Below are 11,340 nucleotides of genomic sequence, written 5' to 3'. Positions count from 1 at the left end.
ACATCTGTCAATATCCACTAGTATCGATATATGGCCACGATGCTCGACCTTACCGACGTCTCCGCGAGCGCGTGCTGCGCTCCGCTGGTGCGGGAGCCGCTGACCGCTGCAGAGGCCGATCAGCTCGCGACGACGATGAAGGCTCTCGCCGATCCGACCCGGCTGCGACTGCTGTCGATCGTCGCCGCTTCGGAGAATGCCGAGGCCTGCGTGTGCGATCTGATCGAGCCGGTCGGACTGAGTCAGCCGACCGTGTCCCACCACCTCAAGATTCTCACCACCGCCGGCTTCCTGACGCGAAGCAAGCGAGGTACCTGGGCGTACTTCACGCTGGTTCCGGGCGCCCTGGACCGCGTCTCGCAGCTCCTCGTCGCGTCGTGACACACGCCGTGCGCGCTGCTGCGGGAGAGTTCCTCGGCAGTGCAGGACTCGCCGCTGTCGTCGTCGGCTCGGGGATCGCCGCGCAGCGCCTCTCCCCCACCGATGTCGGGCTGCAGCTGTTCGAGAACGCCTTCGCCACCGCCCTCGGGCTGGCGGTGCTCATTCTCGTGTTCGCCACCGTGTCGGGAGCGCATTTCAATCCCGTCGTGACGCTGGTCGACATCGCTCTTCACCGGCGGTCGTGGTCGACCGCCGCGATCTACCTGCCTGTCCAGATCGTGGGCTGCATCGCCGGCGCCATCCTCGCGAACGTGATGTTCGCGGCACCCGCCGTCGCCTGGAGCACGACCGACCGATCCGGCTGGCCCCTGCTCCTGTCCGAGGTCGTCGCCACGACCGGCCTGATCCTGGTGATCTTCGCGCTGGCTCGCACCGGCCGCTCCCACCGCGCCGCACCCGCGGTAGGTGCGTACATCGGTGCGGCCTACTTCTTCACGTCGTCCTCGAGCTTCGCCAACCCCGCGATCACGATCGGCCGCATGTTCACCGACACCTTCGCCGGGATCGCACCGGCGTCGGTGCTCCCGTTCATCGCCGCACAGCTCGTCGGGGCGGCGCTCGGACTCGCCGCCGTCCGGCTGCTCTTCCCGCGGCCGGCGCCGGAGCCTGTCGCCGCCTGACATCGGGTGGGGTGCGGGAGTGCGTCAGTGCGCGTGGCGGTGATGGGAGTCGGGGTAGTGCTCGTGGGCGTGGGTGAGCTCCTCGTGTGAGTGCTCATGCCGGTGACGGGTTCCCGCGGAGACGGGCTCACGGTGCTCGTGCGTGTGATGCCCGTCGTCGTGGCTGTGCCAGTGGTCGTGCACGACGGGCTGGTGGGTGTGCTCATGGACGTGGTGTTCGGTGAGGTGCAACCAGATGCCGAGTCCCATGAGGAGTCCGGCGACCATGAGCTGCCACGTGACCGGATCGCCGAGCAGGATCGCGAGGAGCGCGCCGAAGAACGGCGCGACCGAGAAATACGCGCCGGCGCGAGCGGTGCCCACGTGCCGCATCCCGACGATGAAGAGGGCGAGGCTGACGCCGTACGCGAAGAATCCGACGACAAGCGCCGCGGCGATACTCCCGGCCGCCGGCAGCGCGGCACCGAGCGCAAACGCGAGTATCAAGTTCACCGGACCGGCGACCAGGCCCTTGGCGGCGGCGAGCCAGGTGGCATCGTTGAGAGCGATCTTTCGGGTGAGGTTGTTGTCCAGTCCCCAGAAGAAGCACGCTCCGAGGATCGCCAGCGAGGGCCACGGACTGCCCAGTTCCGCGCCGGTGGGGATGCTGAGCAGGACAGCGCCGGCGACGATCGCGATCATGCCGGTGGCGACGCGACGGTCGACGTTCTCTCGGAAGACGAACCACGCCAGCAGAGCGGTGAAGACTCCCTCCGCGTTGAGGAGAAGAGACGCCCCCGAAGCGGGCATCTGCGAGAGTCCGACCATCAGCAGAACCGGTGCGATGATGCCGCCGCTGAGGATCGCTCCGCCGAGAGGCAGGAGTTCCCCCCGCTCGAGCCGGACGCGCGGTGCGTGACGCAGCAGACGCAGGCCGCCCAGCCCGATCCCGGAGCCGCAGTAGAGCAGGCCGGCCAGCAACCACGGGCTGATGTCGCCCCCGAGGAGGAGTTTTGCCAGCGGCGTCCCCGCGCCGAACAGCAGCGCAGCCAGGAGCGCTGCCTGCACGCCGCGGTGAGAGAGAGCTGTCCGGCGCATGCGTCCAGTTTCTCACCGTCTTGGCGTTGGGCCCGTCGTCCGTCAAGTGGGCCTCCTGTCGGGCAGACTCGAACCACCGCCACCCGAGGGAGCACCGCTTGTCCGCCATCGCCACCACCGCCGACCCGATGTCGATCCTCCGCCGGCGCAGCAGCGTGAAGTGGCGCGCCTACCCGGACGACATCCTGCCGATGTTCGTCGCCGAGATGGACTTCCCCCTCGCCCCCGCCATCAAGGCGGCGCTCCTCGAGGCCGTCGAGCTCGGCGACACGGGGTACGTCGACGGGGACGATCCGGCCGTCCGGCAGGCCTTCCGCGACTTCGCCTCGACGAAATGGGGGTGGACGCCGGATCCGGCGGACATGCGCCTGACGACCGACGTGAGCGTCGTGATCGCCGAGTCGCTCCGAGCGCTGATTCAGCCCGGCGACGGCGTGATCATCACACCGCCGGCCTACCCGCCATTCTTCGACCTCATCCCCGAAGGCGGCGGGGTGGTGGTGGAGGTGCCCCTCCTCGACGACGGCGCCGCCTACTCGCTCGACCTGGAGGGGATCGACCGCGCGATGGCCGCCGGGGCGAAGGGCGTGCTGCTGTGCAACCCGCACAACCCCGTCGGACTCGTGCACGATCGCGCCGCCTTGGCGGAGCTGTCGCGCATCGTCGATCGGCACGGCGGGTTCGTCGTCTCCGACGAGATCCACGCGCCGATCACCCACCACGGCGTCGAGTTCACGCCCTACCTCACCGTGTCCGACGAGGCGCGCAGCCACGGCATCGCGGCCGAGTCGGGAAGCAAGGCGTTCAACCTCGCCGGGCTGAAGGCGGCACTGTTCGTCACGGAGTCCGACCGCATGCGGGACGTCGTCCGCGGGCTCCCCGCGGAGGTCACCTATCGCACCGGCCAGTTCGGGCTGATCGCCACACGCGAAGGCTTCGCCCGCAGCCGGGACTGGCTGGATGCCATGATCACCGCCGTGGAGGCGAACTTCGACCACCTGCGGGCTGAGCTCGACGCGCACCTGCCCGAGGTCGTGCTGCGCCAGGCATCCGCCAGCTACCTCGCCTGGCTCGACATGTCGGCACTCGGCTGGGGCGATGACCCGGCCGCGACGGCGCGGAAGAGGGCGCGCGTCGCACTCGCGAACGGGCCGTCGTTCGGACGGGAGGGATCGGGCTTCGCGCGGATGAACGTCGCGTGCGCCCCCGAGACGATCACCGAGGCGGTGCGACGCCTGGCGGCGACCGCGCGGGGCGTCACCGGGGCGGCGTAGAAACCCCGGTCATGCCTCGAAGTCCTCGGGCTCCACGTCGTCGAGGAACTTCTTGAACTCGTCGAGGCTCTCCGAGGCGTCGGACTCCGTGAGGACGTCGGGCACCCCGGCCTCGGCCATGACGGCCTCGGCGACCCAGATGCCGGCACCGGCGCGCGTCGCGAGGGCGACGGCATCCGAGGGTCGTGCGTCGACGGTCACGGCGCGGTCCCCCGCGGTCAGAGTGATCTCGGCGTAGAACGTGCCGTCGTCGATGCGGGTCACCTCGACGCGCGTGATCTCGGCCCCGAGCGTGTCGATGATCGAGATCATGAGGTCGTGCGCGAGCGGTCGCGGCACGGGCGCCTGCTCCACGGCGACGAGGATCGAGGTCGCTTCGAGCTGCCCGACCCAGATCGGCAGCACCATGCCGTCGCCGGGAAGCTGGTCGATGGGCTTGAGCAGCAGGACGTGCTGCCCGGAGGCGTCGAGTGCGACGCCGGCCACTCGCACCTGCATCTCTGACCCCCCTCACGCGTCGACTCCTGCCATCGTAGGCACGGGTGGCCGTCGCGGGGGGGCGGATACCGGCGAGGACCGGGCGGGCGCGGCATCCGCTTCATCCACCGGAATGGAGATCGCGCGCGTACCGTTGCAGTCGACATGGAGCGATTCGGAACCCTCTCGTTCGGACACTACGGCCCGCTCGGCGGCGGACGGCAGCTCTCGGCCGGCGACTCGATGCTGCAGGCGATCGACCTCGCGCAGGGGATGGACGAGCTCGGCGTCGACGGCGCGTACTTCCGCGTGCATCACTTCGCCCGCCAGCAGTCCTCGCCGATGCCGCTGCTCGCGGCGATCGCGGCCAAGACGGAGCGCATCGAGGTGGGCACCGGCGTGATCGACATGCGGTACGAGAACCCGCTGTATCTCGCCGAGGAAGCGGCAGCGGTCGACCTGATCTCGGGAGGACGACTCGCGCTCGGCGTGAGCCGCGGCTCACCCGAGACGGTGGTGCGGGGGTTCGAGGCCTTCGGGTACACCGGATCCGGCGACCCGCGCGGGGCGGACATCGCCCGCGATCACTTCGACCTGTTCCTGCGCGCGATCGACGGCGAGGGCCTGGCGGAGCGGGATGCCTCGTCCCCGTTCGGCACCGGAGCCGCCGGAATGCAGCGCATCGAGCCCCACTCCCCCGGACTGCGCTCACGTGTGTGGTGGGGAGCCGGCAACCGCGACTCCGCCGAGTGGGCCGGCCGCGTCGGCGTGAACCTCATGTCCTCGACCCTCCTGACGTCGGCGGACGGCCGCCCGTTCGACGTCCTTCAGGCCGAGCAGATCAAGGCCTTCCGGGCGTCCTGGCGCGAAGCCGGGCACGCGGGCGAACCGCGCGTCTCGGTGAGCCGCTCGATCTTCCCCCTCATGACCGCGGAGGACCACCTCTACTTCGGCGGACGTCAGGACGGCGACCAGATCGGCGTCATCGACGGCATGCGCTCCACCTTCGGCAAGACCTACGCGGCCGAGCCGGACGTGCTCGTGGAGCAGTTGAAGGCGGATGCCGCGATCGCCGCCGCCGACACGCTCATGCTGACGATTCCGAGCCAGCTGGGCGTCGAGTTCAACCTCCGCGTCGTCGAGGCGTTCGCCACGCACGTCGCGCCGGCGCTCGGATGGGTCGGCACGCGCACCTGACCGGTCACGGATCGCGCGTCAGCCGGCGTCTTCGATCAGGTGCAGCTGGGTGCCGTCGGGGTCGATGAGGAATCCCGCGCGGTGTCCCCACTCCTGCAGGGCCACCGGGACCAGGCGCGGGATGCCGATCGTCTTCTCCGGCACGCCGCTGCCGCGCACCTGCGCGTAGAGGTCATCGAGGTCGCCGACCCGGATGCTCGCCATGAACCAGCTCTCGTACGGATCGTGCTCGGGCGCGAGGAAGAACTCGAGCACCACTGTGCCGCGCGAGAGGATGAGCCAGCCGCCGTCCCGGTAGGTCTCGGCGAAGCCGAAGCCGCCGTAGAACGAGATCGTCGCGTCGAAGTCGCGCGACGGGAGGTTCGGCACCGAACGGTCCATGACTCCGAATCTACGGCAGTCCGATCACCGGCAGTCCGAGCCATTCGCCGAGTTCCGAGATCTCGGACCGCACGATGTCGTGCTCCTCGGGCTCGAAGGGCAGGAACTCGTGCACCGCGTTGACGCGCAGCGCCTCCCGCTCCTTGTCGACCTCGGCATCCAGCATCCCCACGAAGCGGTCCCCCATGAGGATCGGGTGGGCGAAGTAGCCGTAGATGCGCTGGGGCTTGGGCTTGAACTGCTCGAGCACGTAGTCGAATTCGAAGATCTCGCTCAGCCGCGGACGGTCGAAGAGCATCGGGTCGTAGGGGTTGAGGAACGCGACCCGGCCGTCATCCTCGGCCTCGAGGGCGGCGAGCGCCTCCGGGTCGACGCGGAACCTCCATCGGCTGCCCTCGACGGTGGCGGGCTCGCCTGCCTCGGCGATCTGCGACCACGGCGACTTCAGCTTCGCGATGCCGACGGCCTGGAGCCGGCGCTCGGCGAGCGCGCGGGCGGCCTCGTCGGGGTCGAGGCTCGGAAGGCCTTTCGGGTACACGCGCTCGGCGAGGTCCCACCGGCGGTGCCGCCCCTCACGGCCGACGATCGCGACCAGTCCCTGACGGCTGAGGAAGTCGAGCATGTGGGGCACCTGGTTCTTGCCGTACCACCCGTCGGGAGCGCGGTCCACCTGCGCCGTGTCGGGGATGTCGCTCGCGAGCAGCGGCCCCTCGCCCTTCAGTCGGGCGAGCACGTCCTTCTTGAAGGGGGCGTTCGCCTCGAGCCATTGCCGGCTGCTCTCGCGCCGAGGCCACTCCCGCATCGCCGGCAGCATGAGCGGCAGCAGGCTGATGGGGCGGAACGCGCCGTCGAACTCGAACAGGAGCCGGTCGATCTCGACCGCCTTCTGCAGCTGGCCCGCCTCATACGACCATCCGATCCGTGACCACAGGATCGTGTGCTCGCAGGGCGCGATCGTCGCGGTCGGGTCGATCTTGACGTAGCCGAGCTGTTCGGCCACCTCGACGACGTCGCCGGGCCGCTCGGCGTCGAGCAGCTGCGCGCGCACCGCGATGCGGCGTGCCTCATCGCGGGTGAGGTGGTGCGTCACGGTCGCTCCGCAAGCGCCGAGACCGCCGGCGCGAGGGCGTCGGCGAGCGCAGGGTCGTGGCGGCCCACCTCGTCGTGGAAGAGCGCCAGGAGCGCGCGCTTCGACCGATCGAGCTCGTCGAGGTTCAGCGACGGGGCCCGCGACTGCTCGAGGAGGCTGAGGGATGCTGCAGCCAGCCGATCGACGTCGCGGCCGTGCCACGGGTTGAGCCCGGCGCGAAGGCACTGCAGCGCGACGATCTCGTCGCGCAGATCATCGAGCATCATGGCCGCCTGCCACACCTTGCCGCGGGCGAGGGCAGACCGCGCGTGGAGCGCGTACAGCCAGCCCATGCCGATCATCCGGCGCGGATCGCGAGCGGGTGGGCGCGTCGGCGCCGCCGCCGTGCCGAACTGCAGGGCGAAGCCCGCCTCGGTCTCGCGGAAAAGGTCGTGCGGCCAGAACGACACGTCGATCTGCAGCGACGTCGGCAGGAGGAAGACGCGATACCGCACATTCTCGGCGGCGAACACGTCGAGCGTGTCGGCGATGCCGAATCGGTCGCGGATCTCGCTCGTCCACCGCTCGACGACGGCCGCCTCGTCGGCGCCGCGCGCGAGCTGGAGCACGAGGTCGATGTCGGACCAGCGGTCCTCCGCGCCCCGGGCAGCCGAGCCGACGAGCGCGGCTCCGGCGATGTCGGGATCGGCGCGCGCGGCCCGGAGGAGCTCGTCGCGGATCCGTGCGCGGTCGGCGGCGTCGAAGATCATGAACTCATGATGCCGCGCGACCCGAGCTCGCCTCGGAATCGTCGAACCCGGCGCGTTCGAGCGGCAGCTCGCGCGAGGCGTCCCACGGCTCGGTCCAGCCCAGGCGATCGAACAGGCCGTCGAGCACCATTCCCGTGAAGCCCCACACCAGGTGATCGCCGTCGGGCGACGGAACGAGGAAGCCCGGACCGCGCCACACCTGGCCATCGCGGCGGATGACGGTCGAACCGCGGTTGGCGGGGTCGAGCAGATCTGCCACCGGCGCCCGGAACACGTCGGCCGACTCCGCTTCGTCGACCACCCGGACGGGCGACGGATGCCGCCACCACGCCAGCACCGGAGTGACCAGGTGCTGGGAGTAGACGAGCGGGATGTCCTCGAGCGTGCCGAGCACCTCGACGCCGGCGGGGTCGAGGTCGGTCTCCTCCCGCGCCTCGCGCAGCGCCGCACCGACGGCGCCGTCGTCATCGGGGTCGACGCGTCCTCCCGGGAAGGCCACCTGGCCCGCATGGGAGCGGAGCGTGGACGCTCGCGAGAGGAGGAGAACGTCGAGATCGCGCGACACCGCGCGAGCCTGTGCGTCGTGGTCGCTCGGCAGCGCGTCGAGCACGCCGAAGAGCATGAGCACCGCGGCCGGCCGCGCATCGTCGGGCACGCTCAAGCCGGCGAATCCCGGAAGGGGGCGTGGGTCGCGGGACGCGGCATCCGCCACCGCCGCCAGCTGCGCCCGCGCGGACTGCGGTGTCGGATCGGCGAGCATCAGCTCAGGCTACGCCGGATCGCCGACACCCGGCTCGTGCGGCCGGGGCGGGTGCGAACTACGCTCGTCGCATGAGCACGCAGGCAGCTCCGGGCTGGTACGACGACGGCACCGGCCGGCAGCGCTGGTGGGACGGCGCGCGGTGGACCGAGGAGTTCATCGACCTGCGTGAGGCGCGCACCGAGCTGCACACCGGCGCCGCCCCCGTGAGCACCGCCGTCGCGGCCGCGGGCTGGTACGACGACCAGCGGGGCCGGCAGCGCTGGTGGGACGGCGCGCGGTGGACGAGCGCGGTTCGCTACAGCGGCCAGGAGCAGGACTTCGCGGGAGTCGTCCTGGACGGGCGGTGGGTGCACTTCGGCGACCTGAGCCAGCACGTGGGCGGGGTCGAGGCATCCGTCGACTCCGGCGACCGGCTCCTGCGCACGCCGGCGTTCACGCGGACCGCGGTGGAGCGACGGCTGTTCGGCGCGAGCGGACCGATCAGCTCCCGCACCATGAATCGCGCGATCGACCGGGCGGGGACGTACCTCTTGGTGGCGGGGCAGACACAGGTGTGGATCGCTGCAGTGCCGGCGGGTCAGGATGCCGCAGCCCGCCAGTTCGCAGGATGGGTGCAGGCGAGCTCCACGCACTACCGATACGGGTGATTCCGGCCGATCGGCCACTCTCCGCAGCCTCTTGATCAGGACTTTTCGTCCGCCGCGCTCCCATGTAACGCTCAGGTAACGCACCGGAACCGTCCAGAACAGGTGGGCAGACTCTGGGGCTTGTGCCCGCCGCGCGGGTGCGTGCGCCGCCCGATCGGCGCCTTTCACCATACGGAACTCGGTTACTTCATGCGCTCCAGCTCACCCATCGCCCTTGATCGTCGCACCCGAATCGCCCGCCGTCGCACCCGTCGGCGCACCACCGTCCTCACGACCGGACTGGCGTTCGGGCTGATCACCGCCGTCGCCGTCAGCACGGTTCCGCCCGTCTCGCCGGCCGAGGCCTCGGCCCCGACCGGCGGCTTCGCCCTCGCATCGTTCACGATGCCCGCCGAGCCGACCGCGCTCGTCGTCGCCGGCGGCACGGACGAGATCTCGACCCAGGCGACGCAGGCTCTGGACGACGCGGACGCCGCGATCGACGCCGCCGCGCAGGTGACCGCCGATACGAAGGCCTCCGGCCTGGATCTCGGCGAGGTCGAGACCACCGTCGACACGGCCGAGCTCGGTTCGGCCGCCGAGCGGCTCTCGGGCGGACTCGACCTTCCCGCTCCCCTCGTCCCCGACCTCATCGACGACGTGACCGCACTCGTCACGACGGTCGAGGCCCGCGTGGCCGAGCTGCGTGAGAGCCTCGACGCCGCGAAGGCGGCGAAGGCGAAGCGGGAGGCCGCGGCGAAGGCCAAGCGCGAGGCCGCTGCCCGCGCAGCCGCCGAGGCCGCTGCCTCGGCATCCGGCGGTGGCTCCGCTCCTGCGCCGGTCGCCGTCGGCGGCGGCGCGAGCGCGGGCGAGGCCCAGGCGATCGCGAAGAGCATGCTCGGCAGCTACGGCTGGGGTGGCGACCAGTTCTCGTGCCTCGTCTCGCTGTGGAACAAGGAGTCGGGCTGGAACTACCGCGCCTACAACGCCTCTAGCGGCGCCTACGGCATCCCGCAGGCCCTCCCCGGCAGCAAGATGGGGAGCGCCGGAGCCGACTGGCAGAGCAACGCCGCGACGCAGATCCGCTGGGGCTTCGGCTACATCGCCGGTCGCTACGGCTCGCCGTGCGGCGCATGGTCGCACTCGCAGTCCGTCGGCTGGTACTGATCCACCGGGGACGCTCGGCGAGGCTGGTCAAGATCGGGCGGACACGATGCCCGAAGTGGCCCCCACCCGCTCTTCGCTCTCCGGGAGTCCGGCTCTGTTCAGAAGGGGGCGTCTCGTCCGTCTGAGGGAGCGGATGGCCGGAAGACGGGGACGTGTCTCTCGGGTTTGACGAGGTACTCCCGTCCGGTCGGCGAGGTCCACAGGAGCGCGCCGCCGTCGAGGTGTTGGATATTCCAGCCGCCGTGGTGCTTGACGGTGTGGTGCCCGGTGCACAGCGGAGCGTGGTTGTTCAGGGCCGTGTGCCCGCCGTGTTCCCAAGCGATGTTGTGATCGATCTGACATCTCGACGCGGGAACTCCGCAGCCGGGTGCCATGCACCGTTCGGAGCGCCAGGCGATGAGTCTGCGCAGTTGCGGGGGCGGCCGGTACTGGGTGCGGCCGACGGAGAGCACCATCCCCGTCTCGGGGTGGGTGAGAACTCGCGTCCAGGACGGGTCGCCACCGCAGAGGACCTTGGCATCGGCCAGCGGGATCGGCCCGATGCCTTCCACGGTGGCGGGGGCGAGCCCGCGCGCGTGCCGGTCGGTATCGTCGCCGGCGAGGAGGGCCAGGGCCGGAACGGTGACCGAGACGGTGGACCGGATGCCGCGGGCTTCGGGGGTCAGCGTCGTGGTGTCGCCGTCGATGAGCAGGTCGCCGAGGATGTCGACACGCACCTGATCCAGCGTCCGACTGTCCTCGGAGAATCCGGGGTCGCCAGCGCCCGCGTCGCTGCCGCCCGTGCCTGCGGTCTTGTCCCGCACGCCGGCGTTCCGTCCGGTGATCGCCTTGCCCATCGCGGTGAGCCGGCCATGTATCGCATGTGCTTCGACTGCGGGCAGCAGAGCATGCAACCACGCCATGCCGTCCGTTGCGGGCTCGATCAGCACCCGCCGCAACGTGAGCGCATGAGCGTGGCGCTCGGTCAGGGTCGCGGAATCCTCGGTCTCGACGAGCCGGCGCAACGCCCGTCGGAACGAGCCGACCGGCAACTCTTCGGCCAACGCGACCGCCCGCGCACTGAGCCGTTCCCGCACCTCGACGCGCGCGGCATCCAGCAACTCCACCAGCACCTGTGCGTGGCGCTCGGTCATACGTGCGCTCCCTAGCGATGCCAAAGCATCGGGGAATCGACGCACGAGCGCTTCCGCCTGCGCCATCAGCATGCCGGCCGCACTCTCGGTCATCCCGAGCGCCGCCGCGAGCTCCAACCGCACCGACCTCTCCACGACCTCCGCGGCACCCCTGCCATAGCGGCCTGCGTTCTCAACCGCGTTGGACCGGAGCCTCTCGATTCGATCGAACCGCTCCGCCGCGAACACCGACATCATTCTCGAGACTTCGGTCACGAGTTCGACGTCGTCTGGCACCGGCGCCGCCCACCCCGGCGCGCTGCCGGACTCGAAATCCGGCTCGTCGAGGAGGAATGTCATGCCTTG

13 protein-coding genes are annotated in these 11,340 nt (G+C 70.6%); 6 read left to right on the top strand and 7 right to left on the bottom strand.

Annotation, left to right across the window (positions count from 1 at the left end):
* The first annotated feature begins 30 nt into the window (after window positions 1-30).
* Window positions 31-381 (top strand): ArsR/SmtB family transcription factor, encoded by a 351-nt coding sequence (locus ASD93_RS02180; RefSeq protein WP_056118124.1) that lies wholly within the window; start codon window positions 31-33, stop codon window positions 379-381.
* A complete protein-coding gene (locus tag ASD93_RS02175) occupies window positions 378-1,061 on the top strand; it encodes an aquaporin (protein WP_056118122.1) in 684 nt (227 codons plus the stop codon). Before ASD93_RS02180 ends, ASD93_RS02175 begins: the two co-directional genes overlap by 4 nt.
* 24 nt (window positions 1,062-1,085) lie before the next feature.
* Here the strand turns inward: ASD93_RS02175 and ASD93_RS02170 are convergent, their stop codons facing one another.
* Window positions 1,086-2,138, bottom strand: a complete 1,053-nt coding sequence (locus ASD93_RS02170) for a DMT family transporter (RefSeq protein WP_056118120.1) — start codon at window positions 2,136-2,138, stop codon at window positions 1,086-1,088.
* Between the two features lie 98 nt (window positions 2,139-2,236).
* Here ASD93_RS02170 and ASD93_RS02165 point away from each other — a divergent pair, with 98 nt between their 5' ends.
* On the top strand, window positions 2,237-3,412 hold the full coding sequence (locus ASD93_RS02165) for a MalY/PatB family protein (RefSeq protein WP_321163612.1): 1,176 nt from the start codon (window positions 2,237-2,239) through the stop codon (window positions 3,410-3,412).
* 9 nt (window positions 3,413-3,421) lie between these two features.
* Here the strand turns inward: ASD93_RS02165 and ASD93_RS02160 are convergent, their stop codons facing one another.
* On the bottom strand, window positions 3,422-3,910 hold the full coding sequence (locus tag ASD93_RS02160) for a bifunctional nuclease family protein (protein ID WP_056118118.1): 489 nt from the start codon (window positions 3,908-3,910) through the stop codon (window positions 3,422-3,424).
* 144 nt (window positions 3,911-4,054) lie between these two features.
* Between ASD93_RS02160 and ASD93_RS02155 the strand changes: the two genes are divergently transcribed.
* Window positions 4,055-5,086, top strand: coding sequence for an LLM class flavin-dependent oxidoreductase (locus ASD93_RS02155; protein ID WP_056118116.1), 1,032 nt, complete (start codon window positions 4,055-4,057; stop codon window positions 5,084-5,086).
* Between the two features lie 18 nt (window positions 5,087-5,104).
* Here ASD93_RS02155 and ASD93_RS02150 read toward each other — a convergent pair whose 3' ends face one another.
* The 4 genes from ASD93_RS02150 to ASD93_RS02135 are packed head-to-tail and all read right to left on the bottom strand — an operon-like array spanning window position 5,105 to window position 8,066.
* Complete coding sequence (locus tag ASD93_RS02150) at window positions 5,105-5,467, bottom strand: bleomycin resistance protein (RefSeq protein WP_056118114.1); 363 nt, start codon at window positions 5,465-5,467, stop codon at window positions 5,105-5,107.
* A 10-nt stretch (window positions 5,468-5,477) separates the two neighbouring features.
* Window positions 5,478-6,557, bottom strand: coding sequence for a DNA glycosylase AlkZ-like family protein (locus tag ASD93_RS02145; RefSeq protein ID WP_056118112.1), 1,080 nt, complete (start codon window positions 6,555-6,557; stop codon window positions 5,478-5,480).
* Window positions 6,554-7,306: a nucleotidyltransferase domain-containing protein gene (locus ASD93_RS02140; protein ID WP_082569111.1), complete on the bottom strand. Its 753-nt coding sequence runs from the start codon at window positions 7,304-7,306 to the stop codon at window positions 6,554-6,556. The genes ASD93_RS02145 and ASD93_RS02140 overlap by 4 nt, the downstream gene beginning before the upstream one ends.
* 4 nt (window positions 7,307-7,310) lie before the next feature.
* Window positions 7,311-8,066, bottom strand: coding sequence for an NUDIX hydrolase (locus ASD93_RS02135; RefSeq protein WP_056118110.1), 756 nt, complete (start codon window positions 8,064-8,066; stop codon window positions 7,311-7,313).
* Window positions 8,067-8,137: 71 nt separating this feature from the next.
* On the opposite strand from ASD93_RS02135, the gene ASD93_RS16105 reads away from it, so the two are divergent.
* Window positions 8,138-8,716: a DUF2510 domain-containing protein gene (locus ASD93_RS16105; protein WP_056118108.1), complete on the top strand. Its 579-nt coding sequence runs from the start codon at window positions 8,138-8,140 to the stop codon at window positions 8,714-8,716.
* 189 nt (window positions 8,717-8,905) lie between these two features.
* Window positions 8,906-9,862 (top strand): lytic transglycosylase domain-containing protein, encoded by a 957-nt coding sequence (locus ASD93_RS02125; RefSeq protein ID WP_056118106.1) that lies wholly within the window; start codon window positions 8,906-8,908, stop codon window positions 9,860-9,862.
* 98 nt (window positions 9,863-9,960) lie between these two features.
* Here ASD93_RS02125 and ASD93_RS02120 read toward each other — a convergent pair whose 3' ends face one another.
* Window positions 9,961-11,229: an HNH endonuclease signature motif containing protein gene (locus ASD93_RS02120; protein ID WP_235566853.1), complete on the bottom strand. Its 1,269-nt coding sequence runs from the start codon at window positions 11,227-11,229 to the stop codon at window positions 9,961-9,963.
* Window positions 11,230-11,340: the final 111 nt, after the last annotated feature.

The sequence above is a fragment of the Microbacterium sp. Root180 genome (assembly GCF_001428485.1).
GTDB lineage: Bacteria > Actinomycetota > Actinomycetes > Actinomycetales > Microbacteriaceae > Microbacterium.
Note: the sequence above shows the minus strand (reverse complement) of the source record. Positions and strands in the feature narration are given on the sequence as shown.

Excerpts from the sequence above, each read along its gene's own strand:
- ASD93_RS02180 (WP_056118124.1), top strand. The coding sequence starts at position 31 with ATGGCCACGATGCTCGACCTTACCGACGTCTCCGCGAGCGCGTGCTGC.
- ASD93_RS02170 (WP_056118120.1), bottom strand. The coding sequence starts at position 2,138 with ATGCGCCGGACAGCTCTCTCTCACCGCGGCGTGCAGGCAGCGCTCCTG.
- ASD93_RS02160 (WP_056118118.1), bottom strand. The coding sequence starts at position 3,910 with ATGCAGGTGCGAGTGGCCGGCGTCGCACTCGACGCCTCCGGGCAGCAC.
- ASD93_RS02155 (WP_056118116.1), top strand. The coding sequence starts at position 4,055 with ATGGAGCGATTCGGAACCCTCTCGTTCGGACACTACGGCCCGCTCGGC.
- ASD93_RS02150 (WP_056118114.1), bottom strand. The coding sequence starts at position 5,467 with ATGGACCGTTCGGTGCCGAACCTCCCGTCGCGCGACTTCGACGCGACG.
- ASD93_RS02140 (WP_082569111.1), bottom strand. The coding sequence starts at position 7,306 with ATGATCTTCGACGCCGCCGACCGCGCACGGATCCGCGACGAGCTCCTC.
- ASD93_RS02135 (WP_056118110.1), bottom strand. The coding sequence starts at position 8,066 with ATGCTCGCCGATCCGACACCGCAGTCCGCGCGGGCGCAGCTGGCGGCG.
- ASD93_RS16105 (WP_056118108.1), top strand. The coding sequence starts at position 8,138 with ATGAGCACGCAGGCAGCTCCGGGCTGGTACGACGACGGCACCGGCCGG.
- ASD93_RS02125 (WP_056118106.1), top strand. The coding sequence starts at position 8,906 with ATGCGCTCCAGCTCACCCATCGCCCTTGATCGTCGCACCCGAATCGCC.
- ASD93_RS02120 (WP_235566853.1), bottom strand. The coding sequence starts at position 11,229 with ATGTCGGTGTTCGCGGCGGAGCGGTTCGATCGAATCGAGAGGCTCCGG.